Consider the following 25260-nt stretch of genomic DNA (forward strand, 5'->3'; position numbering starts at 1 on the left):
GTGGGTGATGACTGATCTTTCCCCCCTCCGTCGCCTGCACCGCGTCCAGGAACTTGACCTGGGCCTTGACCGTCTGCGCGACGAGGAACAGAATTTCCCCGATGACCTGCGCGCTGCCCGCGCCGAGCAGGAACGTCTCAACAACGCCCTGGAAGACACCGAGATCACCCTGGAGGGCGTGGACAAGCGCGTGCGCCAGCAGGAGCAGGACCTGGGCGGCACCCGCGAGCAGATTGCCCGCGCCGCCGAGGAGCAGGAAAAGAACGCCTTCGACGCCCGTGCCCAGAGCCAGTACGGCAGCCGCATCCAGCAACTCGGCGAGCGCGCCGATGAGATGGAAGAGGATCTGGCCCCCCTGCGTGAGCGTCAGCGCGAACTCAATGAGCGGGCCGCCGAGCTGAGAAGCCAGCACCGTGCCTTGCGGCCCAGCCTGAACGAGATGGAGCAGAGGGACGAGGCACGCATTCAGGACCTGCGCGCCCAGGGCGAGGCGGACCGTCAGGAACGCGCGGGACTGGTCAGTGACCTGGACGCCCGCACCGTGCGCGAGTACGACATGATCCGCAAGGCCAAGAAAGGGCTGGGCGTCGTGGAGATCCGGAATGGACGCTGCACTGGATGCAATGTGGTGTTGCCCGTCAACGTTCAGCAGAAGGCCGCGCTGGGCAAGCTGCCACCCGTGAAGTGCCCGTCTTGCGGCCGATTCCTGATCCGGCTGGATCTGGACTAGCCCACGGTGGGTGTTGCCGTCGCTTGACGATGGAGCGGTTCAGCACACCACTTAAAATCCTCCCTCCCCGAACACAGTCCTGATTTCCTCCCTCTCTAGGCCCGATCCCAGCAGCGTCAGCAGCAGGATGCGGGCCTTGTGGGCGTTCAGGAAGCTGGCGGGAATGGCCCCGGCCTCCACCAGCGTCGCGCCGCCGCCCGCATAGCCGTAAACCGGCAGCACGGGGCCGGCGTGGGTGCGGGTGGCGATAATCACGGGCTGTGCCGTGGCGGCAATGAGGGGCAGCAGTTCGGCGGGCAGGTTGCCGGTCCCCAGGGCGGCAATCACAATGCCGTCAGCCCCGGTCTGTGCGCCAGCGAAGCCCTCGCCGCGCCAGCCCGCGTAGGCGTACAGGATGTCCACGCGGGCATTCAGACTGTGGGGCAGGTAGGTGCGCCGGGCTTCAGGGGTGGCGAAATAGCGGACGTAGGCGGCATCCTGCGTGCGGTCAATCCGTCCAATCGGGCCGGGATAACCGCCGAAGGCGTCCACGGCAGTGGTATGCACCTTGGTCACGGTCCGTGCGTCGAAGACGTCGCCGCCAAAGACCACCAGCGGGCCGCGTCCGGCGCTCTGGGGATGCAACGCCACTCCGGCGGCATCCAGCAGGTTTGCCGGGCCGTCCCACGACACCTCTCCCGCGTGCCGCATGCTGCCGGTCAGGACGACAGGTGTGGGGGTCGAGAGCAGCAAGTGCAGCGCGAAGGCCGTTTCCTCCAGCGTGTCGGTACCGTGGGTCACGACAATACCGTCGTGGTCCGGGGCGAGTTGCCGGATCAGCCCGGCAAGCTCCAGCATATGCGCGGGCGTGATGTGCGGACTGGGGAGGTTGAAGGGCTGAAAGTCATGCACCTCCACCCCCAGCAATCCGGGCAGACTGGGGGCCTGCTGGGGGGTCAGCCCACGCCCATCGGGGCTGGGACGGCTGGCGATGGTGCCGCCGGTGTGGATCACGGCGAGACGCTTCATGGAACGCTGCATGGGGAGCATTGTGGAGTCTGGCCGGCCCCAACAGAGCGTGGTCTGGGCAGCGGCTCACCCGGCACAGGCGGCTTGCATTACACTGGCGCAAAGGTGAAATGGAATGACTGCATATAGACGTCCGCTGGACGTGGTGATCCTTGCGGCGGGTCAGGGGACCCGCATGAATTCTGCCCTCCCCAAGGTGCTGCACCCGGTCGCGGGCCGCCCGATGGTGTCCTGGGCCGTGAAAGCGGCGCGTGAGCTGGGCGCACGGCACGTCGTGGTGGTGACCGGACACGGCGCGCAGGCGGTGGAGGCGGCGCTGGAGGATCAGAAGGTGGTCTTCGCCCGTCAGGAGCAACGGCTCGGCACGGGGCACGCCTTTCTCTGCGGGATCGACGCGCTGACCACCGCCCTGCCTGAAGACGCCCGGCGGGACGCGGACGTGCTGGTGCTCTACGGCGACACGCCGCTGCTGCGCTCTGGGACGCTGGAAGCCATGCTGGAGGACCACCGCGCGCGCGGCAGCGCCCTGACCATTCTGACCGGAGAACTGCCCGACGCCACCGGGTACGGCCGGATCATCCGCGACGCGCAGGGCGATGTGGAACGCATCGTGGAACAGAAGGACGCCACTCCCACGGAGGCGGCGGTGGGCGAATTCAACAGCGGCGTGTACCTGATGGACTCGCGGGCCGGCGAGCTGGCGCACCGGATCGGCAACCACAACGCGGCGGGCGAATATTACCTGACCGATCTGCTGGGCCTGTACCGCGCCGAGGGCGAGGTGGCCCACGCCTTCAAGCTCAGTGACCCCGACGAGGTCATGGGCGCCAACGACCGCGCGGGCCTGGCCGAACTGGAGACCATCCTGCGCCGCCGCATCAACGCGGCCCACATGGCCGGGGGCGTCACGCTCCACGATCCCGACACCACGCGGATTGAGGACACCGTGAAACTGGCCCGCGACGTAACGCTGGAACCCGGCGTGATCCTGCGCGGTCAGACCTCTCTTGGCGAGGGCGTGAGCGTGGGGGCCTACAGCGTGGTCAGCGACAGCGTGCTGGAGGCGGGCGTGGTGGTCAAGGCCCACAGCGTGCTGGAGGGGGCGCACGTCGGCGCGGGCAGCGATGTCGGCCCCTTTGCCCGCCTGCGCCCCGGCAGCGTGCTGGGCGAGGGCGTGCACATCGGCAACTTCGTGGAGACCAAGAACGCGCGCCTGAGCGCCGGGGTCAAGGCCGGACACCTGGCCTACCTGGGTGACGTCGAGATCGGCGCAGAGACCAACGTTGGAGCGGGCACGATTGTCGCCAACTTCGACGGCGTCAACAAACATCCCAGCCGGATCGGCGCGGGCGTCTTTATCGGCAGCAACAGCACGATCATCGCCCCGCGCACGGTGGGCGACGCCGCCTTCATTGCCGCCGGAAGCGCCGTCCATGAGGACGTGCCCGAGGGCGCCATGGCCGTGGCCCGTGGCAAGCAGCGCAACATTGAGGGCTGGTCACGGCGCTACTGGGGCGGCATGCGTGAGAGGGTGCGGCAGAAACTGCCATGGCTCTCTGGCTGGCTGGACCGGGAGGGATAGGGACAGCGCCAGCGAGGGGACCGTGGCTGACGCTACGGTCCCCTCGTCTATGTGCCTGCCCTTCAGCGCGAGCGCAGGGTGGTCTGCGTGGCGCTCATGAACTCGGCGCGGGTGCGCGGATCGTCGCGGAACACCCCGCGCATGGCGCTGGTGGTGGTAGACGAATTCTGCTTCTGCACGCCGCGCATCGCCATGCATAGGTGCGTGCCTTCCATCAGCACGGCCACCCCCTTGGGGTCCAACAGTTCCTGCACGGCGTCGGCCAGTTGCGTGGTGATCCGCTCCTGCACCTGCAGCCGCCGGGCATACAGATCCACGATCCGCGCGAACTTGCTTAGCCCCAAGATCTTGCCGTCGGGAATGTAGGCGATATGCGCACGCCCATAGAAGGGCAGCATGTGATGCTCACACATGGAGTAGAACTCGATGTCCTTGACGATCACCATCTCGCTGCCCTCGGCCTCGAAGACAGCGTTTCCTGCGGCCTCCTGCAGGGTCATGCGGTAGCCGTCTGTCAGAAAATTCCACGCCTTGGCCACGCGGTGTGGGGTCCTGAGCAGGCCCTCGCGCTGTGGATCCTCGCCCACCGCGGCCAGCCACTGCCCGGTCAGGGCGCTCAGGCCGGGCAATTCCAATTCCTCCTGCATGAATGGATCGGCGGCGAGATCGACATCGGGGACGTTCGTGGTCATTGAGCCAGTATGGACTGACAGGGGCGGATTTGACCGTAACTTCGGTTAAAAGTTCAACATTGACCGTATGAATCTGCTTTGCGCCCCTGAAGGGAAGAGACCCCGTCAGCGCTGCATTTTGGTCTGACGGTCTTAGTTGGCATCAGCATGGAGAACGCGCACTGCCATGGTGCGCCAGGGAAGAGGGTTCGTAAATAGCAACCGACGGTTGACCTGGAGGGTATCAAGCCACTGAGCGCAGTGGTGAGGAACAGCGGTCCAAGCCACACCCGTTCCAGCAGGACGCTGACATGCAAATAGGCCGCCCCCGAACTCCGGCAGGCGGCCTTCTGTCATTCTCCCTAGCTGCGGCTCTTGTACCGTTCGAGCAACTCGGCCTTCAGCTCGTCGAAGCGCACACCCTTGCGCTCCCGGTGACCGTCGGGCCAGCGCTCGCGGGTGCTGACCTCGCGGGCCTCCTGCTCCTTGTCACCCACGATCAGGATCACGGGGATCTTGGACAGCTCGGCGTTGCGGACCTTGGCCTGCATGCGGTTGCTGGAATCGTCCACCTCGGCTCGCAGCCCCGCTGCGTGCAGCTCGGTGCGCAGTTCCTCGGCGTAGGCGTTGTGGCGGTCCGCAATGGGCACAATGGCGATCTGGCGCGGGGCCAGCCACAGCGGGAAGGCCCCGGCGTAATGCTCGATCAAGATGCCCACGAAGCGTTCCAGACTTCCGAAGGGCGCGCGGTGGATCATGACCGGGCGGTGGTCCTGGCCGTCCTCGCCGACGTAGGAGATGTCGAAGCGTTCGGGCAGGTTGTAGTCCACCTGAATGGTGCCCAGCTGCCACTCACGTCCCAGCACATCCTTGACCACGAAATCCAGCTTGGGACCGTAGAAGGCGGCGTCGCCCGGCTCGATGCTGTAGGGCAGGCCCACTTCTTCCACCGCCTGAATGATCTGGTCTTCCGCCACCTGCCAGTTCTCGGCGTCGCCCACGTACTTGTCGCTCTGGGGATCACGGGTGCCGACGCGGAAGCGCACGTCGTTCATGCCGAAGGTCCGCAGCACCAGCACCGTCAAGTCCAGCACGTCCAGGAACTCTTTTTTAAGCTGATCGGGCCGGCAGAAGATATGCGCGTCGTCCTGCGTGAAGCCGCGCACCCTCGTCAAACCGTTCAGTTCGCCAGACTGTTCGTAACGGTAGACCGTGCCGAATTCGGCCAGGCGCACCGGGAGGTCGCGGTAACTGCGAGGCTTGCTGTCATAGATGCGGATGTGGTGCGGGCAGTTCATCGGCTTGAGCATGTACTGCTCGTCATCGACCGTGATCGGCGAAAAGTTGCTCTCCGAGTAATTCTGATAGTGGCCGCTGGTCTTGTACAGCTCCAGGTTGCCGATGTTGGGTGTGATAACGCCCTGGTAGCCGCGCCGGAACTGCTGCTCCTTGAGAAAGGCGGCCAGTTCCTCGCGCAACACCGTGCCGTTGGGCAGCCACAGCGGCAGGCCCTTGCCCACCAGCGGGTCAATGGTGAACAGTTCCAGTTCACGGCCCAGCTTGCGGTGATCGCGGCGCTTGGCCTCTTCCAGCCGCTCCAGGTACTCGTCCAGCTCCTTCTGGGTGGCAAAGGCCACGCCGTAGATGCGCTGGAGAATCGGGTTCTTCTCATTGCCCCGCCAGTAAGCGCCGCTGGTGCTGGTCAGCTTGAAAGCCACGGGCAGCTTGCCGGTGTTGGGGAAGTGCGGCCCCCGGCACAGATCCACGTACTCGCCCTGCGTGTAGAAGGTGATCGGCTGCCCGTCGGGCAACTCGGAAATCAGCTCCACCTTGTAGGGATCGAAGGAAAATTGCTCCAGTGCCTCGGCCTTGCTCACCTCGGTCCGGATGATGTCCAGGCCGCGCCCGATGATCTCACGCATGAGCTTCTCGATCTCGGGCAGCTCCTCCTCGCCCAGCGGTTCGGGCAGATCGAAGTCCTGGTAGAACCCGTTCTCGATGCTGGGGCCGACGCCACGTTTCACCGCCTCGCGGGGGTAGCCCTTGCCCTCGTAATACTCGCCCACCGCCTGACTGAGAACGTGGCCCAGCGAGTGCCGGAAAACGCTCTGCGCCTGTCCCGGATTCTTCTTGGTGATCAGGCTGATCTCCGCGCCCTCGGGCAGAGGGGTCATCAGGTCCGTCAGCACGCCGTTGGCGGTGGCGGCCAGCGCGTCCTGGGCCAGGCGCGGGCCAATCGCCTGAGCGGCGTCCAGGGCCGTGGCCCCCTGCGGGAGGTCCAGTTGTTTTCCATCGGGAAGATAAACGTGCATGGTTTTTACTCCTTGGTTGAGCACAAAAAAGCCCGGTCTGGCCGCGAGGTCAGCACAACGCCTGAAAACCGTGGACAGGTTTTCAGGCGCGTGGAGTTCGCGTGTTCAGACCGGGATGCTGGGGTATTCGCCGCCACACGGCTGCCATCACCAGACCGGAGTGATGGGCGCGTGACTTCATGGGTTCAGGATAGCGGTTTAGAGGCGGATGGGGCAAGGCCAGACCGCAAATGACATCAGAGGCTCTTGTGGAATCGAAGGGGCCGTTAGACAGCAGCCTCTGACGCCTCGGCCCGCGTTCCCAGCCGGTAGGCCCGACGCGCGTTCGCGTCCGTCATTCGCTCCAGCACGTCGGCAGGCATCTCACGCAGACTGGCGATAAAATCCAGCGTGTGGCGCACGTAGCCGGGGCGGTTGGGCTTGCCGCGTTTGGGCACGGGGGCCAGGAAGGGCGCGTCCGTTTCGAGCAGCATGCGTTCCAGGGGCAGCGTACGGGCGGCCTCGTGAATCTCGTGGGCGTTCTTGTAGGTGGTGTTGCCCGCGAAGCCGAAGAAGGTGTGCTCGCCGCGCTCCAGCCCAAAGCGCAGCAGGTCCGGGTGACCGCTGAAGCAGTGCAGGATGACGGGCACGTCCGGCCACTGGCCCAGCACGTCCATCACGCCCCGGTGGGCACTGTCCTGGCCCTGTTGGTCGCGGGTGTGAATTACCAGCGGCTTGCCCAGGCGTTGCGCGAGCTCCAGTTGCCACTCGAAGGCGCGGCGTTGCGCGGCCCGCTGAGTGTCGTCCCAGTAGTCGTCCAGTCCGCTCTCGCCCAGACCCACCACGCGTGGATGACGGGCCAGTTGCTCCAGCTCGCGCCGCGCCTCCGGGGTGTCCTCTGTGGTGTCGGTGGGATGCAGGCCCACGGTGGCGTATACGTCAGGAAACTGTTCGGCCAGGACGACGGCGTTCCGGGCATGCTCGGGGCTTGCGCCGATGCAGACCATCGCGCTCAGGCCCAGCTCTCCGCGCGCGGAGGCCGGATCGTCCAGGTAGTCGAGGTGGCAGTGGGTGTCGATCATGAGGGACAGGGTAAGGCTCGACAGGCCGCCTGTCTGGTGCTTTGATCCTCTCCCCCACTACACTCCCCCCTTCACCCATCACAGGCCCACCACTCTCATGAGGAGGGAGCGCTAGAGTGCCCGCGTGCAGAAAATGGGCCTCTACGCGCTGCTGGCGATCCTCGCTTTCGCCCTGATCTTCGCCTTCTTGCCGGGCGCGGACCGGACGGGACCGAAGACGGACGCCACCCTGCAGGGCGTGGAGTTGCGCCTGTTTCCCGCACGCGACGCGGACGCGGTGTGGAGTTTTGCCGCGCAGAACGTCAGCAGCAATCCGGTGTCCAACGAAACCGTCCTGACTGGCATTTCCGGTGGCAAGCGGGTCTTGAAGGAACGCGACGCTAGCGGCAGACTGACAGGCCGCGAAACGCTGGACGCCACGCTGGACGCGCCTGGGCTGACCATCGACGGCCAGGACGACATGACCACGGTTAAGGCCAGCGTCAGGCTGGTCAAGGAGTGTGCGGACATCGTGATGACCGGCCCGCCCCAGAACCCAGTCAAGATCGAGCAGGGCTACGGTTTCACCGCGCCGGTGGCCGACATCACGTCTCCCCTGGTCGATGTTCACGCCGAGAAATTGCGGATGTCGTTCCAGTTTGACCTCGACGACATGGACAACGAAACCTCCTCGACCACCTTCAAAACGGAGGCCGAAGAGATCTGCAAGGACGGAAAACTGGTCCCCAGAACCTGAAGCGCCGGCCCCTGCCCCTTCCTATAAACCCATCTAGGATCCAACTAAGGAGTCCCACCATGAAACGAATTGCCCTGATGATCGGTCTGCTGAGCCTGACCGCGCTGGCCCAGACCGCCGCCAACCCCAACCGCATCGTCAAGATCCAGGGTGGGGCGCGCGGCAACGTCCGCACCGGACCACTGACGTACAGCGGTAACCCGGTCAAGGCCACCGTCAGTACCCTGAAGATTGAGGCCGCGCAGGCCACCCTCGCCGCCCCCAGCGGAGTCGCGCTGCTGGAGGCCGAAGGCAAGCGCACCGCCAACTTCACAGGCAACGTGCAGGTCGACCGTGGCCGCCTGAGCGCCAGCGGCAGTGCCCTGGCCTACAGCGAGGCCACCGGGCAAGGTGTCCTGAGCGGCAATCCCAGCGCCACCTTCGTCCCCGAAGACAAGGAAGACGGCGACAAGGTGAGCATCAATGCCTCGCAGATGAGCCTGGACGTGGACAACAACGTCTCCACCAGCACGGGCAACGTCCGCCTGACCAACGGCAACCAGACTGGTAAAGCCGACAAACTGATCTTTGACGAGGACAAGGAACTGGCCCAGATGACCGGCATGCCCAGCCTGACCCGCGCGGCCAAGGCCAACCAGAAGGAACTGACCATCACCGGTCAAGAGGTCCGGGCGCTGACCAAGACCAAGACGCTGTACGTGTCGGGCGGCGTCAAACTGGTGCAGGGAACGCAGACCACCACCGGCAATGCGGTGTACTACGACGACCGCAAGAATGTGGCCTACGTGGTGGGCAACGCGGTTAGCGTGGACAGCAAGAGCAAGGTCACGGTCCGCGCCCCGGCCAGCGGCTACCTGGAACAGCGCACGGACCTCGGGCGCGTGCGTGCCCTGAACTCGGCGTACAAGATTCCCGTCGAACAGTTCAAGCTGAGCGGCGAGAAGTAAGCTGAGGGGTATGCGGAGGTCTGGAATCGGGCGGGCAGGGCTCAGGGGGGTGGGCGTCACCCTGGCCCTGATCCTTGGCACAGGGCTGCCAGCGTGGGTGCTGGCGCAGGATGCGGCTCCTGCCACCCCTCCAGGCCAGACCGAGCCTCAGCAGACCCCCACTCCTGCGGTCCCAGATCAGGCCACCCCTTCCGCTCCGGACACCACCGAAACGGAGCCGGGGGCGGAAACCTCCAGCCTGGAACTGGTCCGCAAGAGTGACACCGACGGCCAGGAGCGGCGCATCCGCATCGTGCGGACGGGAACCAGTGACGACACGGGCATCTTTGCCCTGTGCAGCCCGCAGGAGGAAGACCCGAAGGATGCGCCCACGCTGGCCGTCTTCAGCGAAACCGGACCTGGAGGCGTGCGGATCACCATCGACAAGAATGTGATTCGGGTGCCCCTGGCGGTGGTCACGCAGCAGCAGCCCGGAGACGGCGAGGAGGGCAGCGACGGACGGGTGGAAGCCAGCGCCGGAACGGCCCGCTTTCTGGATGATGTTCCCGCCGACGCTACCGAGCGCCTGCCCCGTTGCGGCGTGGAGGCCACCCCCAAATCCGTCCCCGACACTGTATTTGTCACCCAGGGCAAGACCGAACTGAAAGGTCAGAAACTGGTCTACGACGAGACGGACGGTATCGCCCGCATTGACGGCCCCGTAACCTTCCGGCGGGCCAACGAGACGGACCCGCTGACCGGCAGCAGTGAGCGCATTGAGGTCAACGTGGACGAGGAGAAGACCACGCTGGTGGGCAACGTGGTCCTGAATAGCGAGGGCGGGCGCGTCAGCCGGGCGGGACGGGTAGAATATGACGACGCCGCGAACCTGGCCCGCTTGATCGGCACGCCGGAGCAGCCTGCCGTGAGCGTCAAGGGCGGCGATACCCTGCGGGCCGGGATGATCCTGTACGATCTCGAGAAGAACGAGGTCTACGCCGTGAAAGCCGAGGGCGGGACCATCACCGGGGAATTTGTGGAGGAGGGAGACACGCCTGGAACCAGCTCGGCCCCGGGGACCGCGCCCGCGACCAGTCCTGTGTCTCCCGCACCTTCTTCAGGCACGCCAGACCCCAACTCCGACAACCCAGACGCCCCGCCGCCCGGACCTACAGACCCAGCCTCGCCACCGACGCCCTGAGGACGGCCGCACTGCGCTCCAGTGCGGTCTTTTCTTCGTCGGTCAGGTTGGGCAGCACGCTGGCCTCGATGCCTCCCGACGCCACGATACGCGGCAGGCTGAGGCTGACGCCGTATTCGGGAGTGGGCGCGCTGACGGTCAGCACGGCCCGGCGGTCCCCCAGCACCCGCTCGACAATGCGGGCCAGCGCCGCGCCAATGCCGTAATAGGTGGCCCGCTTGCCACCGATAATGCTGGCGGCGGCGCCCCGCGTACCGGCCTCGATCCCGGCACGGATTTCGGGAGTCCAGGGCAGGCCGCGCGCCGCCATGAATTCGGCCACCGGCAGCCCGGCCACCGTGGCGCTGCTCCAGGCGATAACCTCGCTGTCGCCGTGCTCGCCCAGCACGTAGCCGTGAACATTGGTGGCGTCCACACCGGCGTGCTGCGCGATCAGCCAGCGCAGCCGCGCGCTGTCCAGCACCGTGCCGGACCCCATCACCGCGTGGCCGGGAGCCAGCCGAACGGCCAGATCGGTCAGCGCATCCACCGGGTTGGTGGCGATCAGCAGCACCGCGCCGGGAGCGCACGCGGCCACCTGCGGGATGATCTGCCGGAAGATCTCGGCGTTGCGGTCCAGCAATTCCGGGCGGCCCTCACCGGGCTTCTGGTTGGCCCCCGCAGCCACCAGGACCACCCGGCTGCCCTCCAGCGCCGCGTAGTCGCCGCTTTCCACCCGCACGCCGTGGCTGATCGGGGCAGCGTGGGCAATATCCTGGGCCTCGGCTTGCGCCCGGCCTCCGTCCTGATCGACCAGGACCAGCTCACTGCACGAATCGCGCAGGGTCATCGCGTAAGCGGCGGTGGCCCCCACCAGCCCTGCGCCGACGACTCCGACTTTCATGTGTGGCGGTCGGGCAGACGAACGGTCAGCACCGGGGTATGGCTGCGGCCCACGATCTTCTCGGCGCTGCTGCCGATGAAGAAGTGTTCGAGCGCACCCTGCGCGTGCGTGCCGACCACGATCAGGTCCGCGCCCCAGCGCGCAGCGGCCTCCACGATGCCGGTCACCGGATCGCCCACGAGTTGCTCGGTTTCCTCGCCGTCCTGCATCAGCGCGGCCAGCCGCCGGGCGTCGGAGTCCTCCAGCGAGTTCAGCAGCCCCGCATCGAAGACCGCCGGGGTCACGCCGCCCATCAGGTCCGGCGAGGCGGTCACGCGCGCGTCAGTGACGTGCAGCAGCCGGATCTGCGCACCGGGGAAGCGGGCCCGGGCCACCGCCAGCGCGTGCTGGCTGGAGGGCGAGAAATCCACGCCCACGGCAATCTTGGCAAAACCAGTCGAGGTCGGTTCACTCTGGGTCATGCCTGCAACTTACTCGCGTGAGTGGGTGCGAGACAAGGTCACGGGCGGAAGGCGGCGGCTTGCCCTTACCATGTTCCCCATGTTCCGCCGCCGCCGGCCCCTCCCCCCCTTTCCGTCCGGAGGCCTGCTGGTGGGCGGCGCGGCGCGGGACTGGCTGCGCGGCGAGTCCCCGAAAGATTACGACTGGGCTGTGCCGGAGCCGGTGGGGGCCGCGCGGACGATGGCGGACGCGCTGGGCGGCTCGGCCTTCCCGCTGGACGAGGAACGCGGCTACTGGCGGGTACACCTGCCGGGCGAGGTCCACCACGACTTCGTGCCGCTGCCCGCCGACGTGAATCAGGACCTCCTGCGGCGGGATTTTACCGTCAACGCGCTGGCCATCACTGAAGACCGGCAGGTGCTGGACCCGTCGAACGGACGAGCGGACGTAAAGGCGCGGCAGCTGCGGATGGTGAGCGCGGCCAACCTGCGGGCCGATCCGCTGCGGGCGTGGCGGGCGGGGCGGCTGGAGATCACGCTGGGCTTCCGGCTGGAGCCCGGAACGGAAGGGGAGGTGCGAGCGGTGGCGGCGGAACTGGCGGGCGGCACGCTGAAGATGCCGGCCACCGAGCGCATCCGCGACGAGGTGCACGCCCTGCTGCTGCACCCGAACGCCGCCCACGGTCTGAAACGCCTTGAAGACTTGGGCCTGCTCGCCCTGACCCTGCCCGAACTGCGTGAGGGCATTGGCCTCCAGCAGGGCGGTTTCCACCATCTGGACGTTTTCGAGCATGGACTGGAGGCACTGCACCAGCTGCTGGCCCGCCTGCCGGACGCGCCGCTGCCCCTGCGCTGGGCCGCACTCCTCCATGATGTGGGCAAACCCCGCTCCCATACCGTGGACCCCGACACGGGCCTCACCCACTTTTACGGCCACGACAAGCTGGGGGCGGCATTGACGACGCAGATGCTGGGCCGCCTGAAATTGCCGGGCGACGACATCAGGCACGCGGCCCGGCTGGTGGAAGCCCATATGGTCCCGCTGCCCGCCGGGGAAAAGGAGGCCCGGCGCTTTGTCCACCGCCGCCGCGATCTGCTGCCGGACCTGCTGTGGGTGATGCTGGCGGACCGCGAGGCCGCGCGGGGGCCGAGCAGCTCTGACGCCAGCCGCCACGCCTACGCCGTCGCCATGGGCCGGGTGCTGGAGGCGCTGGAGGACCGCCCTGCACAGCCCAGGCCGCTGCTGACGGGGGCGGACGTGATGGCCCTGCTGGACATCCCGCCCGGCCCCCGCGTGGGCGAGGTGATGCGGGCACTGGACGAGGGGGTGGCGCTGGGCGAGGTAATGGACGAGGCGCAGGCGCGGACCTTCGTCAGGGCCTGGGCGGAGCACAACACGGACAGACGCTAGCAGCCGCCTGAATGACCTTTGTCAGGCCTGCTCCGCTATGCTGGCGCGCAAATGACCGCCGTGTTGACCGCTCCCCAGACCGACCATCCCACCACCCCCGACTGGGTCAAGGACGCCGTGTTTTACCAGATCTTCCCGGACCGCTTCGCGCGCAGCGGGCGGGTGACCGGCCTGAACTTGCAGCCGTGGGGGGACACCCCGGAATTCAACCGCTACATGGGCGGCGACCTGTGGGGCGTGACCCAGCACCTGGACCATATTCAGGGTCTGGGCGTGAACGCCATCTACTTCTGTCCGGTCTTCCAGTCGGCTTCAAATCACCGCTACCACACCCACGACTACTTTCAGGTGGATCCCATGCTGGGCGGCAATGCGGCGCTGCGCGCCCTGATTGACGAGGCCCACGCCCGCGGCATACGCGTGGTGCTGGACGGCGTGTTCAACCACAGCAGCCGGGGCTTTTTCCAGTTCAACGACCTGCTGGAACAGGGTGAGGCCAGCGCCTACCGCGACTGGTTCCACCCGGAGAGCTGGCCGCTGCACGCCTATGACGACTCCCGGCCTGCCGGATACGCGGCGTGGTGGGGCAACCGCGCCCTGCCCAAGTTCAACACCGATAACCCCGCCGTCCGCGACTTCCTGTGGGAGGTGGCCGAGTACTGGACCCGCTTCGGCATCGACGGCTGGCGGCTGGACGTGCCCAACGAAATCGACGACGACTCCTTCTGGCAGGAGTTCCGCCGCCGGGTCAAGGCGATCAACCCCGACGCCTACATCGTCGGCGAGATCTGGGGCGACGCCCACCGCTGGCTGCGCGGCGACCAGTTCGACGCCGTGATGAACTACCACTTCACCCGACCCTGCCTGGCTTTCTTCGGGGCCAGAACGCTGGACCATCCCATGAACGAGCGCAGCGGCACGGGCCGCGTGGATCCGGTGGATGCCCCCGCCTTCGCCGCCCGCATGACCGAGGTGGCCCGCATGTACCACCCCGAGATCGTCAGTGCCCAGCTCAATCTGCTGGACTCGCACGACACGGCCCGCTTCATCACGGCGGTGGGCGGCGATACCACGGCCTACCGCCTGGCCACCATCTTCCAGATGACCTACCCCGGCGCGCCGTGCATCTACTACGGCGACGAGATCGGGTTGCACGGAGGCCCCGATCCCGACTGTCGCCGGGCCTTTCCCTGGAACGATACAGAGTGGGATCTGGACACGCTGGAGCTGACGCGCAAGTTAACGGTAGCCCGCCACGCCAGCCGCCCATTGCAGCGCGGCAGTTTCGAGGTCCTGCACGCTCAGGGCGAGGCCCTTCTGTTCGAGCGTGGCCATGAGAACCACTGTGCTTACGTCGCTCTCAACTGCGCCCAGGCTCCGGGCCGCGTGCCGCTGCGCGGCGTGAAGCCCGGCACCTACCGAGACGTGCTCAGCGGCCAGACGTACGAGCTGAGAGAAGGTGCCGGCCTGGAACTTCCAGCGCGGGGCGGCATGGTCCTGGTGTGGGAGGGAGAGGGCTGAGCGCACTCCCCGCTCAGGCCAGCCCCGAAGGGCAAAACTCCCCTGCCGCCGTGGGCCTCTGTGACCTTTCCCCAACGCTCAGCTGAACTCCGCCTTGTCCGGTTCGGGCAGGCGGTAGGCGATCACGGCGCTGGGAATCAGGAGGCTGATGCTGACCAGAGCTGCCGTGGTGGGGGTGGTGACATCGGCCAGCATGCCGACCAGGAAAATCAGCAGGCCAGCGAAGCCCCAGGAAAAGCCCATCATGATGCTGCTGGCCACGGCCACATGCTCCGGGGCGTATTCCTGGGCCGTGACCACCCCCACCGGGATGCTGGCGTTGACCGCCGCACCCACCACAAAGGTGAGCGGGTAGAACCACCACTGGCCGGGATGCGACAGGATCAGCACGGCGAAGAACGGAATGGTGGTCAGAATGGCGGCGCGCAGCACAGGGGTGCGCCCGTAGCGGTCACTTAGGCGCCCGCCCACGATGCCGCCCAGGGCGCTGGCCAGCGCGTAGATGGCCAGCGTGATGCCTACCTCGCGCTGCCCGAAGCCCCGCGCGAACAGCATGAAAGGGAGCATGGTGTTGTAGCCCATGCTGGCCAGCGAGCGCAGCACCGCCATCCCCCACAACCACTGCATCGGCCCCCTGAAGATCTGGGCGTACTCGCGCAGCTTGAATTTCCGGGCCTTCTGCGTGCCGGACGGCGTGACGGCAAAGGTCATGGCCGCGAACAGCACGCCAATCAGGGCAAACCACGGGAGGTGCGTCAGGCCCACCCCGGCGAAGACCGGTCCCAGCGCCATGCCCGCCGTCCCGCCCGCGCTGAAGATGCTGGCCCACAACCCGCGCTTGTCCGGCGGGCTGTTGTGCGCGACGTACGCGGACCCCGCCGGGTGAAAGAAGCCGCTGCCGAAACCCGCCACCGCCACCAGCAGGATCAGCGCCCCGAACAGCGGCACGAAACCCATCATGGTCAGGCCCAGGCCAGTCATCAGCGGCCCCAGCGCGGCAGCGTAGCGGCGGTCCAGGCTCTCGCCCAGGATGCCCAGCAGGGGCTGCATCACGCTGCTGGTCAGGCTGTAGACGCTGGACAGCAGCGTGACAGCGGCGATGCTGACCCCGTACTTGCTCTGCAGGGCAGGCATCAGGGGCGTGAGCATCGCGCCGTAGGCGTCGTTGATGAAATGCCCCGCAGTGACGGCGAGGGCGATGGCCGTGCCGTGCTGGATCATGGGCGTTGGGGAGCTGACACGGACCTGCATGGACCGCACATTACTCCGCACTGGGCCGCCATGCTGCTCCACCGTCCGGTCAGGCAGAACCGTCCGGCCAGGCAATTCAGGGGCGGCCTGCACAGTTGCCCCCGACGCCTGCCCCCAGCGCCAGCCCAGTCCCGTCTGAACAGAGTGTTTCCACCGCGCTGGGAAAGCGTTAGGCTAAGGCATGGCCCAATCGCTTCTCGCTGTCATTACACGGGCGCTGCCCAGCGAGACGCAGTTTGAGGACCGCCTGCGCGACCTGAGCCTGCGTGACCGCACCGCCGTGCTGGATCATTTCAACCTGACGCTGCCCTATTTCGACGTGGTGATCGCCCTGCCGGACGCCGAGCGGATGGCGCGCGTCCTGGGACGCATGCGCGGAACACCAGTCGTGGTGGCCCTGCCGGACCCGACCATGCTTGCAGGAGGAAGTCCTGGGCCGTCCGGCGAGCAGGGCACGGAAGTGCCCGACGAACAGCCGAACCACTGGTCGCTGCCGACGCCGGACCCCCTGCCCGAGGATCTCCAGACCGCCGTGATCCTGACCCGGCAGCTTCAGGACGGTCTGCCCGAACTGCTGATTGCGCTGCTGGCCGCCAAGCGCGGCTGGACCGTGGGCGCGGTGGCCGCCGTGGTGGAGCGCACCAATTTCCGGGGCCGCACACGCCTGGAATTGCAGGGGATGTCGGTCCACGCCGCGCTGCAGATTGCCGACACCCCCAGAGGACTGGAAGTCGAACGGCGCTTTCCTCACCCCGAGTAGGGCGCAGGGCCGCAGTTCAGTCCTGTTCCGCCCGGGCCAGGGCGTAGTGTGCCAGCGCCCGCTCCTCGGCCGGAATCCGGATCAGCAGCAGCAGTCCGGCGTTCAGCAGCGTGAAGACAAAAGCCGTGCGCCACGCGCCCACTGCCAGCGGCGCGGCCGCCAGTTCCAGCGCCACCACCGCGTAATTGGGATGCTTGAGAAAGCGGAAGGGCCCGCCTGTGACGCGCTCGCCGCCCGGCACGATCAGAATGCGGGTGTTCCAAAACCGGCCCAGCGTGCGGATGACCCAGTAGCGCAGCGGCTGCGCCAGCATGAACAGCGCCAGCGCGGGCCAGTGGACACGCCGCCCGGACGCACGGCCCTCCAGCAGGGTAGACAGCATCCAGGCCGGGTGCAGCACAAAGAACAGCGGGTAGTGCCCCTGACCGTACTCCACTGCGCCACGCCCGCGCGCCCAGCGTTCGTTGGCGCGGGCCACCCGCAACTCCAGCAGGCGCTGAACGCTCAGAAAGGCCAGCAGGATCGGGGCGAGGGTGCGGGCCTTCACTGCCCTGTACTCACGGCTGGCCCAGCAACTCGTCCGCTGCCGCCTCGGCGTCCAGTTCGCCACGCGCCACGCGGGCGTAGAGGTCTCCCGCCTCGCGGGCGCGGCGCAACAGGCGTTCCTGCACCAGCGAACGCACCTCGAATTCGGCGCGCAGGCGGCGGCGTTCCTGCAGGCCCGCCTCGCCCAGATGGGCGCGGTGTTTCAGGACCGCCTCGATCACGCTGACGATGCCCTCACCCGCCGAAGCGATGGTCTTGCGGACCGGGGCCAGCCAGGTGTGCTCGTCGTGCCAGCCCAGCGCCTGGGCGCTCGTCAGCTCACGCACCGTGCGGGACGCGCCGGGGAGGTCCGACTTGTTCACGGCAATCACATCGGCAATTTCCATGATGCCGGCCTTGAACGCCTGCACGCCGTCGCCCCCGGCGGGGGTGACCACCAACAGGGTATGGTCACAGGCGGCGGCCACGTCCACCTCAGACTGACCGACACCGACGGTTTCCAGGATGATCCAGTCGAAACCGCCGCCTTCCAGCAGCGCCAGCACGGCCATCGTGCGGGCCGACAGCCCGCCCAGCGCGCCGCGGCTGGCCAGCGAGCGCACGAACACCCCGGAATCGGCGTGGTGGCGCAGCATGCGGATGCGGTCCCCCAGAATGGCCCCGCCCGAATACGGGCTGCTGGGGTCCACTGCCAGCACCGCCACCCGTTTGCCCTGCGCCCGCAACTCCGCGATCAGGGCGTCGGTCAGCGTGCTCTTGCCGCTGCCAGGGCTGCCCGTGATGCCCAGCACCACCGAACGGATGCCGCCGGCCCGCGCGAGCTTGAGCAGGGGCCGTGCGGACGCAAGTCCCGCCTCGGCCAGCGTGACGGCGCGGGCCAGGGCGCGCAGATCTCCAGCGTGGTAGCGGGCGGCGAGGTCCGGGGCGGGGGTGGTCACTGGGTCTGCCCCAGCACATCGTCGGCCTCCGTCGCCTCGATCAGGTCCTCCAGGTGCGCGTCGTCGTTGAAGCCCAGCAGGGTGCCGCTGTTCTCGCCCAGCAACACGCGGGTGATGCTGGTGTTGGTGACGCTCAGGCGCGCCCAGGCGTTGGCAGGAACGCCGCCCAGTGCCAGCCCCACCGCCACGCGCACCACCCCGCCGTGCGTGAAGACCAGCACGCGCTGTCCCGGATGGCGGGCGCGCAGGGCGTCCAGCGCCGCGCCGCTGCGGGTGTACAGGTCCTTCATGCTCTCGCCGCCGGGCCGGCGGGTGGTCCAGGGATCGGTCTTGAGGGCCTCCAGATAGTCAGGATGGCGCTCCCGGATGTCGGCGATCACCAGACCCGACAGCTCGCCCACGTCGATCTCACGCAGGCCGGGATCGGGCCGCACCGTGGGCGCTCCCTCCAGGCGCTCTGCCACCGTTTCCGCCGTCTGGGAAGCGCGCAACAGGTCACTGGTGTACACCGCGTCGAAGTGCTGTCCGGTCAGGCGCTCGGCGAGGCTGGCCGCCTGAAGGACGCCGACGTGACTCAGCGGCACGTCGGCCTGACCCTGATAGCGGCCTTCAGTGTTCCAGGTGCTCTCGCCGTGACGGACCACCCAGAATTCAGTGGCGCTGCGGCGATCCGGCGGCGTGAAGCCGAAGGGGGCCAGCCGGGACTTGGAGATCCGGGACCGGGTGGAGGAGGTCAAGCGCTTCCCCCGTCCGGGGTCATGGGGTCGAAGGTTACGCCGCTCCCCGCCACCATCTGCCCGATGATCCAGGGCTGCTCGCCCGCGCCGCGCAGGGCGCTCAGGGCCGACGCCGAGTCCGACGCAGGCACGATGAACAGAAAGCCGACGCCCATATTCAGGGCGCGGAAGGCCTCGGAACGCTCCACCTGCGCCTCCCGCACGATCAGCTCGAACAACGGCGGCACGGTCCACGACGCGGTGTCGATGTGCATGCCCACCCCCGATGGGAACACGCGGGGGGGGTTGTCGATCAGGCCGCCGCCCGTGATGTGCGCCATGCCACGCACGTCCACCCCGGCCGCCCGCAGGGCATCGTGGGCGGTGACGTAGGCGCGGTGCGGCACCGGCAGCAGCGTGGCCAGGGTCTGCCCGTCCAGATCGGCGCGTTCCTCGTGCCAGTCCAGCCCGTCCAGCGCCAGCCGCGCCAGCGAGAAGCCGTTGGTGTGCAGCCCCGCGCTGGGCAGCGCGATCACAGCGTCACCAGCCTCGATGCGCGAGCCGTCCACCAGCGCCGGGCGGTCCACCACGCCGACAATCGTGCCCACGATGTCCAGTTCGCCGTCCACGTACACGCCGGGCATCTCGGCGGTCTCGCCGCCCAGCAGGGCCACGCCCAGCGCCCCGCAGGCCTGCGCCGCGCCAGTGACCACGGCAGCCACGCTCTCGGGGTCCAGCCTGCCCATCGCCACGTAATCCAGGAAGAACAGAGGCCGCGCGCCCTGCACCAGAATGTCGTTGACGCAGTGGTTGACGATGTCGGCGCCCAGGCCACCGGGTTGCCCCAGCCGCACGGCCACCTTGGTCTTGGTGCCCACGCCGTCGGTGGAGGCCACCAGAACGGGGTCCGCCAGATTGGCGAAGGCCTTGGCGCTGAACAGGCCGCCAAAGCCTCCGATGCTGCCCAGCACGGCAGGGGTGTGGGTGCGGGCCACGGCGTCTTTCATCAACGCCACAGCGCGGTGTCCGGCGTCGATGCTGACGCCCGCACGTTCGTAGGCGGACGCGGCTGGGGCGTCCCTATCGGTCTGAGTCATGGTCCTCCTGCCCCGCGTGTAAGCGGGCATGGAACGCAGTTTACCCGAGCCGGGGCTTCAGGTCTTCGGCCGGGCGTCCTGAACCGGGTCCACCCCTGCCGGAGCCGTTTTCCCCTGGCCCGTCCGCCGGGCCAGCAACCAGCGCACCAACGCCACGCCGCCGACCACCAGCGACATGATGGCCAGCCCCCACAGCAGACGCTGGGCCGATTCGCTGAGCCACACCACCAGCAGCGTGACCGGCAGCACGCCCACGGCGGTCGCCAGCATGAAAGGCCGAAAGCCCATGCGCGCTGCTCCGGCCACCAGGCTCAGGACCTCGGCGGGCAGGACGGGCATCAAGCGTACCAGCAGCACACCCTGGGCGCCGTGGCGGTTCATGAAGTTCTGCGCCTGTGCCCGCGCCTTCTCGCCGGCCAGCGCGCGGACCATGGGTTCTCCCAGGGCACGGCCCAGCCCGTAGCCCGCCGCCGCGCCCAGCAGCGCCCCGGCAAACACCAGCATGAAGCCCACCACCACCCCGTAGGCCCGCACCGTGACCGCCGTCAGGACCAGCGAGGGCAGCAGCGGTATGACCGCCTGAATCACGTAGGCCACCAGAATGGCCACCGGTCCGGCCCAGCCCAGCGAGCGCACAAAGGCGTGCGTGACTTCCGGGTCCTGCGAGGTCAGCGCCGCGTAGCCGCGCTCCAGAAAGGCCCGTACCTCGGGCAGCAGCAACGTTCCCAGCAGCAGCGCCGCCAGCACCGCCATCAGGATCAGGCGCAGCTGAAAGGGCGGGCGGCGGGCGGCGGTCATCCTTTCCAGTGTAGACGCCGGAAATGTGCGCCGCGCCCAACCAATGGATGAGCCCCGAGAAGTCCGGGCTTTGTGGCGGCGCGGCCCCCTGTCCATGGTGCGCTATGCTGTGCCGCACAGCGGGCGGCAACTGGCGCTGAACGTGGGCCAACCACGGGGAAGCCGCCTTTGCCACACCTGATCGCGCGCCTGGGTCGGACGTCTGCCGCACACGCGGCGCGTCCGAAATCTTTTCTCGGAATCTTTCCGGAGGCGGTCAATATGGGCAGACAGGCATTACTTTCGGTCAGCGACAAGACAGGTGTGGTGGAGTTCGGGCGTTCCCTCGTCGAGCGTGGCTGGACCCTCCTGAGCACCGGCGGCACTTTCGCGGCCCTTTCCGAGGCGGGCGTACCGGTCACGGCGGTCAGCGCCGTGACCGGCTTTCCCGAAATGCTGGACGGACGGGTCAAGACGCTGCACCCGGCCATTCACGGCGGCATCCTGGCTCGGCGCGAGGACGGCCACCTGTCGGAACTGGCCGCGCAGAATTTTGGCACCATCGATCTGGTGTGCGTCAACCTGTACCCGTTCCGCGAGACCGTGGCGCGCGGCGCACCGGACACCGATGTCATCGAGAACATCGACATCGGCGGCCCGGCCATGATCCGCTCGGCGGCCAAGAATCACGCCGGTGTGCTGGTGCTGGTGGACCCGGCAGACTACGGCGTGGCGCTGCTGGACGAGGTCAGCGGGGCCGAGCGCCGCCGGCTGGCCGCCAAAGCCTACCGCCACACCAGCGAGTACGACGCCGCTATTACCGCGTACCTGGAGGGTGACTCGGACACGCTGCCCACCCGGCTCCCAGCCCAGCTGAGCCTCAACCTGTCCAGGGTGGCCGAGGTGCGCTACGGTGAGAACCCCCACCAGCCGGGCGCGATCTACCGCTGGGGCGGAGCACGCGGCCCGGTGATCGACGCCCGCGTGGTGGCCGGAAAGCCCATGAGCTTCAACAACTACGCCGACGCGGACGCTGCCTGGGCGCTGTGCCAGGAGCTTGTCCAGCAGGAAGAAGGGATGGTCTGCGTGGCCGTCAAGCACGGCAACCCCTGCGGCGTGGCGCGCGCCAATGACGTGCGGGCGGCCTGGGAACTGGCGCGGGATGCCGATACCCTCAGCGTCTTCGGGGGCGTGGTGGCGGTCAGCGGCACGGTCGATCTGGACGCCGCCCAGGCCATGCGCGGTACCTTCCTGGAAGTGCTGATCGCGCCGGACGTGACCTCAGAGGCCGTGGAGTGGTTCGCGGCCAAGAAACCCGATCTGCGCGTGCTGATCGCCGGACAGGCCGGGGCGGTCAGCGTGCTGGACCTGCGCCCCCTGGCCGGAGGATTTGCCGTGCAGGAGCGCGACGCCCGCCCCTGGGACGATCTGTGCCCGGAAGTGGTGACCAGCCGGCAGCCCAGAGAGGAGGAATGGTATGACCTGCGCTTCGCGTGGGCGGTGGTCAAGCACGCCCGCAGCAACGCGGTGGTGCTGGCGCGGGGCGGCGTCAGCGTGGGCCTGGGCGCGGGGGCGGTCAGCCGGATCTGGGCCGCCGAGCGCGCCGTGGCGAACGCGGGCGAGCGGGCGCGGGGGGCGTCGCTGGCCTCTGAAGCGTTCTTTCCCTTCGACGACGTGGTGCGGCTGGCGGCGGGCGCCGGGGTAACGGCCATTCTGCAACCGGGAGGGGCCAAACGGGACCCTGAGGTGATCGCCGCCGCCAACGAATTAGGCCTGAGCATGGTCTTCACGGGTTCGCGCCATTTCCGGCACTGAAGGGGACGGTGGAGGGCTGATGGCTGATAGAGAAAAGCGCAGCAAAGCAGAGGTCGGCGTTCCCGAATCTCCGTCCACAGGCCACGGGCCACAGGCCTCAAGCCTGACCGGCAAACCCCTCGCTGATGGGGTGATCACCGGCGTCAGGGAGGCGCTGAAGCTCTGGAACTTCCGCCCGCATCTGGTCAGCGTGCTGGCCTCCGAGGACGAGGCCTCGCGCGTGTACGTCGACAGCAAGGCGCGGCGGGCTGGCCGCCTGGGGGTGGATTTCAGCGTACGCGAGCTGGGAGCAGGGGCGTCTCAACAGGAACTGGAAGCGACGCTGCGCGAACTCTCGGGGGACGCAGGCGTTCACGGCATCGTGCTGGAGTTGCCGCTTTCAGCCGGGCTGGACGCGGACGCCGCCCTACTCCACATTGCGCCGCGCAAGGACGTGGAGGGCTTAACTCCGGCCAACCTCGCCCTGATCGCGGCAGGCCGGGAGGCCGAGGCGTTGCTGCCGCCCACGCCGCGCAGCGTGCGCTTCCTGCTGCGGCGTGTGCTGGGTGACGATCTGCGCGGCCTGCGTGTGGCCGTGATCGGGCCGGGGCGCACGGTGGGCCGCCCGCTGACCTTCATGCTGAACAACCGGGGCGTGACCGTGACGCTGTGCAACGAACACACCCACGGACTGGCGAATGTGCTGGCCCCGCTCGACGCGGTGGTGGTGGCGGTGGGCCGCGCCGGACTGCTCAAGCCTGAAGACGTTCAGCCGCACCACGTCGTGATCGACGCCGGCATCAACGTGCAGGGCGACGGCGAGATGGTGGGGGACGCCATGCCGGACCTGCCGGTGCGGGCCCAGACCCCGGTGCCCGGCGGCGTCGGCCCGCTGACCAGCGCCCTGATGTACCAGAATCTGGTACGCGCCGTGAAGTTGCAGCGCGGCGAGGCGGTGGAATGATGTTCCCGCGCCGCCTGCCATCTCTATGCTGAGGGCCGCCTTCCTGACCGACGCGCCGCGTGTGGCGGGCAGCGAGATCTGGCTGCTGGAAGTGCTGCCCCGGCTGGCCGATCACGGCATCGAACCCAGCGTGTTCCTGCCGCGCGCCGCGCCGCTGGATGAACTGGCGGCCCGGCTGACTGCGGCGGGCGTGGCCGTCCACCGTATCACCCATCCCAGCGAGCTACCCCCCCAGACTGCCGACTTCGACGTGCGCGTGCTTCAGGTGTGGAATCCGCGAACTTACACACGGTTGCTGCCCGATCTGGCCGCGCCGCGCGTGGTCATCGTCCATGATCAGCTGGACTACCACTATCCGCTGGGCCTGCGCCCCCTGTACCGCGAAATCTACCGCCACACCAAGGCCCGCCCGCAACGCAGCGCGGAGCGGGTGGTTACAGTCTCGCAGTGGGGCCGCGCCTTTTTGGAGCGGCTGGGCGGGGCTGGGGTGGTGGGCCTGAGGAACGGCGTGGACCCGCACCGCTTTCGCCCAGCGGAGGCCGGGGAACGTCAGCGCCTGCGGGCCGGGCTGGGCTTTGACCGCTTCACCGTTCTGGTCCCGGGCCGGTTTGCCCCGGAGAAGAACCAGCTCGCCGCGGTGCGGGCGGCCCGGCACTCGCGCAACCTGAACTACGTGTTCGCAGGTGACATGGATTCCGGCACGGGAGCGCTGGCCCGGCGGCTGGCGCGGGCACTGCGGCTGGACAACGTGCACTTCCTGGGGCGCCGCTGGGACATGCCGGAGCTGTACCGCGCCGCCGACGCGCTGCTGCAACCCACCCTGGCCGAGAACCAGTCGCTGGTGACGCTGGAGGCCATGGGTTCGGCGCTGCCAGTGGTCACCACGCCGATTCCCGCCCAGGCCGAGCTGGTGGGCGGGGGCCAGGGCGGGCTGCTGGTGCCGCCGGTGCCCGCGTTGCTGGCCCAGGCCCTGAACGCCCTGGCCGCCCACCCGGACCGGGCGCGAGCGCTGGGCGAGGCAGGGCGCAGGCACGTGCTGGCACACCATACCCTGGCGCACACTGCAGCCCAGACTGCTGAAATGTTGCGCGAGGCGACGAGGACTGCAGCCCCACGCTGACCCCAGCGCCCGCCTCCGAACAAACCCCTTTCCCCCCAGGAAGAGGCGTGCTACACTCCCGCTTGCCCATTGTTTGACCCGGCGCGGAGAGGTGCCAGAGTGGTTGAATGGGTCAGTCTCGAAAACTGAAGTACGGGCAACTGTACCGTGGGTTCGAATCCCACCCTCTTCGCCAACGCAGCGCCCCCAGCCCACCCGGCGGGGGCGCTCGCTTATGCAATTCGGCCTTCGCTACAGCTGCGCCGGGCATGATCCGCAGGGCCACAGCAAGAAGGGGTCCAGCCACTCCACTTTTTACGCCTGCCCCGCCGTCAGATTCGCCAGATGGAACCGCAGGGCGCCGGTGTGGTAGGCAGCGTGCGCAATGGCCCCGAAGGCGATTCGCAGCCCCTCCGGCGACAGTGGCAGGTACAGCGCCTCGTACAGCCCCTGCCCGGCGCGGGCCAGAGACACGAGTTCCGATCGCCACGCCTGTGGATTGGCCGGGCGCACGCTCCAGGCGTCGGCCTCGTCTGACAGCAGGGCGTAGGGATCCGTCAGCTGGGCAGCGGCCAGATCCAGCGATTGCCGCAGGTGGACCGTGATCTGGGCGGGCGTGGGGCGGCCAGGAGCGGCGGGCGTGTTCACGTGAGCGAAATCCAGCGCGTGGACGGTTCGCAGCAATCCCGCCTCGCCCACGCTGAACAGGCCCACGGCCAGCGGGCCGCCGTCCGGGCCATACAGCACCTCGCGCAGGCCCTCGCGCAGCAGTTCGGGGGTGGACATGGGGCCAGTGTAGGACGGTGCAGGCAGAAGGATGGGAACGCCGTAGGCCG

General features: G+C 68.1%; 24 protein-coding genes, 1 tRNA gene and 1 riboswitch. Of the genes, 12 read left to right on the forward strand and 13 right to left on the reverse strand.

Going from position 1 to position 25260, the window contains the following annotated elements:
* The first annotated feature begins 7 nt into the window (after positions 1-7).
* Positions 8-730: a zinc ribbon domain-containing protein gene (locus HNQ08_RS00640; RefSeq protein WP_184127057.1), complete on the forward strand. Its 723-nt coding sequence runs from the start codon at positions 8-10 to the stop codon at positions 728-730.
* Positions 731-781: 51 nt separating this feature from the next.
* On the opposite strand, the gene HNQ08_RS00645 is transcribed toward HNQ08_RS00640, so the two are convergent.
* Entirely contained in the window at positions 782-1750 is a 969-nt protein-coding gene (locus tag HNQ08_RS00645) for an asparaginase (protein WP_229789531.1), read from the reverse strand.
* Between the two features lie 103 nt (positions 1751-1853).
* On the opposite strand from HNQ08_RS00645, the gene glmU reads away from it, so the two are divergent.
* Positions 1854-3320 carry a bifunctional UDP-N-acetylglucosamine diphosphorylase/glucosamine-1-phosphate N-acetyltransferase GlmU gene (gene glmU, locus HNQ08_RS00650; protein WP_184127059.1) on the forward strand — a complete coding sequence of 489 codons (1467 nt, stop codon included), beginning with the start codon at positions 1854-1856 and terminating at the stop codon, positions 3318-3320.
* A gap of 62 nt (positions 3321-3382) precedes the next feature.
* On the opposite strand, the gene folE is transcribed toward glmU, so the two are convergent.
* The 3 genes from folE to HNQ08_RS00665 form a co-directional block, all read right to left on the reverse strand.
* Positions 3383-4012 carry a GTP cyclohydrolase I FolE gene (gene folE / locus HNQ08_RS00655; protein WP_184127061.1) on the reverse strand — a complete coding sequence of 210 codons (630 nt, stop codon included), beginning with the start codon at positions 4010-4012 and terminating at the stop codon, positions 3383-3385.
* A 341-nt stretch (positions 4013-4353) separates the two neighbouring features.
* A complete protein-coding gene (gene thrS, locus HNQ08_RS00660; RefSeq protein WP_184127063.1) occupies positions 4354-6303 on the reverse strand; it encodes a threonine--tRNA ligase in 1950 nt (649 codons plus the stop codon).
* Between the two features lie 266 nt (positions 6304-6569).
* The gene (locus HNQ08_RS00665; protein WP_184127065.1) at positions 6570-7364 is read right to left on the reverse strand and encodes a TatD family hydrolase; all 795 of its coding nucleotides are present in this window, start codon (positions 7362-7364) and stop codon (positions 6570-6572) included.
* 133 nt (positions 7365-7497) lie between these two features.
* Here HNQ08_RS00665 and HNQ08_RS00670 point away from each other — a divergent pair, with 133 nt between their 5' ends.
* Genes HNQ08_RS00670 through HNQ08_RS00680 form a run of 3 tightly spaced genes read left to right on the forward strand, consistent with a single transcriptional unit; the run spans position 7498 to position 10227 of the window.
* Complete coding sequence (locus HNQ08_RS00670) at positions 7498-8100, forward strand: hypothetical protein (protein ID WP_221283960.1); 603 nt, start codon at positions 7498-7500, stop codon at positions 8098-8100.
* Between the two features lie 59 nt (positions 8101-8159).
* Positions 8160-9047, forward strand: a complete 888-nt coding sequence (locus HNQ08_RS00675) for an LptA/OstA family protein (RefSeq protein ID WP_184127069.1) — start codon at positions 8160-8162, stop codon at positions 9045-9047.
* Between the two features lie 10 nt (positions 9048-9057).
* Positions 9058-10227 (forward strand): LptA/OstA family protein, encoded by a 1170-nt coding sequence (locus tag HNQ08_RS00680; protein ID WP_184127071.1) that lies wholly within the window; start codon positions 9058-9060, stop codon positions 10225-10227.
* Here HNQ08_RS00680 and HNQ08_RS00685 read toward each other — a convergent pair.
* Both HNQ08_RS00685 and HNQ08_RS00690 read right to left on the reverse strand, forming a co-directional pair.
* Positions 10196-11110, reverse strand: coding sequence for a lactate/malate family dehydrogenase (locus tag HNQ08_RS00685; RefSeq protein WP_184127073.1), 915 nt, complete (start codon positions 11108-11110; stop codon positions 10196-10198). The two genes, HNQ08_RS00680 and HNQ08_RS00685, sit on opposite strands and share 32 nt — an antisense overlap.
* A complete protein-coding gene (locus HNQ08_RS00690) occupies positions 11107-11571 on the reverse strand; it encodes a universal stress protein (protein ID WP_184127075.1) in 465 nt (154 codons plus the stop codon). Before HNQ08_RS00690 ends, HNQ08_RS00685 begins: the two co-directional genes overlap by 4 nt.
* Positions 11572-11650: 79 nt before the next feature.
* Here HNQ08_RS00690 and HNQ08_RS00695 point away from each other — a divergent pair, with 79 nt between their 5' ends.
* Together HNQ08_RS00695 and HNQ08_RS00700 are read left to right on the forward strand one after the other, a co-directional pair.
* On the forward strand, positions 11651-12961 hold the full coding sequence (locus HNQ08_RS00695) for an HD domain-containing protein (protein WP_184127077.1): 1311 nt from the start codon (positions 11651-11653) through the stop codon (positions 12959-12961).
* Positions 12962-13012: 51 nt separating this feature from the next.
* Positions 13013-14482 (forward strand): glycoside hydrolase family 13 protein, encoded by a 1470-nt coding sequence (locus HNQ08_RS00700; RefSeq protein ID WP_184127079.1) that lies wholly within the window; start codon positions 13013-13015, stop codon positions 14480-14482.
* 78 nt (positions 14483-14560) lie between these two features.
* Here HNQ08_RS00700 and HNQ08_RS00705 read toward each other — a convergent pair whose 3' ends face one another.
* Entirely contained in the window at positions 14561-15733 is a 1173-nt protein-coding gene (locus HNQ08_RS00705; RefSeq protein WP_184127708.1) for an MFS transporter, read from the reverse strand.
* Positions 15734-15914: 181 nt separating this feature from the next.
* Between HNQ08_RS00705 and HNQ08_RS00710 the strand changes: the two genes are divergently transcribed.
* Positions 15915-16493, forward strand: a complete 579-nt coding sequence (locus HNQ08_RS00710) for a hypothetical protein (protein WP_184127081.1) — start codon at positions 15915-15917, stop codon at positions 16491-16493.
* 16 nt (positions 16494-16509) lie between these two features.
* Here the strand turns inward: HNQ08_RS00710 and HNQ08_RS00715 are convergent, their stop codons facing one another.
* Genes HNQ08_RS00715 through HNQ08_RS00735 form a run of 5 tightly spaced genes read right to left on the reverse strand, consistent with a single transcriptional unit; the run spans position 16510 to position 20588 of the window.
* Positions 16510-17040 carry an isoprenylcysteine carboxyl methyltransferase family protein gene (locus tag HNQ08_RS00715; protein ID WP_184127083.1) on the reverse strand — a complete coding sequence of 177 codons (531 nt, stop codon included), beginning with the start codon at positions 17038-17040 and terminating at the stop codon, positions 16510-16512.
* Between the two features lie 10 nt (positions 17041-17050).
* Positions 17051-17977 carry a methylmalonyl Co-A mutase-associated GTPase MeaB gene (gene meaB, locus HNQ08_RS00720; RefSeq protein ID WP_184127085.1) on the reverse strand — a complete coding sequence of 309 codons (927 nt, stop codon included), beginning with the start codon at positions 17975-17977 and terminating at the stop codon, positions 17051-17053.
* Complete coding sequence (locus HNQ08_RS00725) at positions 17974-18714, reverse strand: histidine phosphatase family protein (RefSeq protein ID WP_221283942.1); 741 nt, start codon at positions 18712-18714, stop codon at positions 17974-17976. The genes meaB and HNQ08_RS00725 overlap by 4 nt, the downstream gene beginning before the upstream one ends.
* The gene (purM, locus tag HNQ08_RS00730) at positions 18711-19790 is read right to left on the reverse strand and encodes a phosphoribosylformylglycinamidine cyclo-ligase (protein WP_184127087.1); all 1080 of its coding nucleotides are present in this window, start codon (positions 19788-19790) and stop codon (positions 18711-18713) included. The genes HNQ08_RS00725 and purM overlap by 4 nt, the downstream gene beginning before the upstream one ends.
* 57 nt (positions 19791-19847) lie before the next feature.
* Positions 19848-20588: a TVP38/TMEM64 family protein gene (locus tag HNQ08_RS00735; RefSeq protein ID WP_184127089.1), complete on the reverse strand. Its 741-nt coding sequence runs from the start codon at positions 20586-20588 to the stop codon at positions 19848-19850.
* A 116-nt stretch (positions 20589-20704) separates the two neighbouring features.
* Positions 20705-20790: riboswitch (ZMP/ZTP riboswitch) on the forward strand.
* Between the two features lie 59 nt (positions 20791-20849).
* Here HNQ08_RS00735 and purH point away from each other — a divergent pair.
* From purH to HNQ08_RS00755, 4 genes are all read left to right on the forward strand, one after another.
* Positions 20850-22382 (forward strand): bifunctional phosphoribosylaminoimidazolecarboxamide formyltransferase/IMP cyclohydrolase, encoded by a 1533-nt coding sequence (gene purH, locus HNQ08_RS00740; protein WP_184127091.1) that lies wholly within the window; start codon positions 20850-20852, stop codon positions 22380-22382.
* Between the two features lie 19 nt (positions 22383-22401).
* Positions 22402-23325, forward strand: a complete 924-nt coding sequence (locus HNQ08_RS00745) for a bifunctional 5,10-methylenetetrahydrofolate dehydrogenase/5,10-methenyltetrahydrofolate cyclohydrolase (RefSeq protein WP_184127092.1) — start codon at positions 22402-22404, stop codon at positions 23323-23325.
* A gap of 25 nt (positions 23326-23350) precedes the next feature.
* Positions 23351-24445 carry a glycosyltransferase family 4 protein gene (locus HNQ08_RS00750; RefSeq protein WP_184127094.1) on the forward strand — a complete coding sequence of 365 codons (1095 nt, stop codon included), beginning with the start codon at positions 23351-23353 and terminating at the stop codon, positions 24443-24445.
* An 85-nt stretch (positions 24446-24530) separates the two neighbouring features.
* Positions 24531-24620: transfer RNA gene (locus HNQ08_RS00755), tRNA-Ser, on the forward strand.
* Positions 24621-24739: 119 nt separating this feature from the next.
* Here HNQ08_RS00755 and HNQ08_RS00760 read toward each other — a convergent pair.
* Entirely contained in the window at positions 24740-25210 is a 471-nt protein-coding gene (locus HNQ08_RS00760) for a hypothetical protein (RefSeq protein WP_184127096.1), read from the reverse strand.
* Positions 25211-25260: the final 50 nt, after the last annotated feature.

The sequence above is a fragment of the Deinococcus humi genome (genome assembly GCF_014201875.1).
In the GTDB taxonomy this organism is placed as follows: Bacteria; Deinococcota; Deinococci; order Deinococcales; family Deinococcaceae; genus Deinococcus; species Deinococcus humi.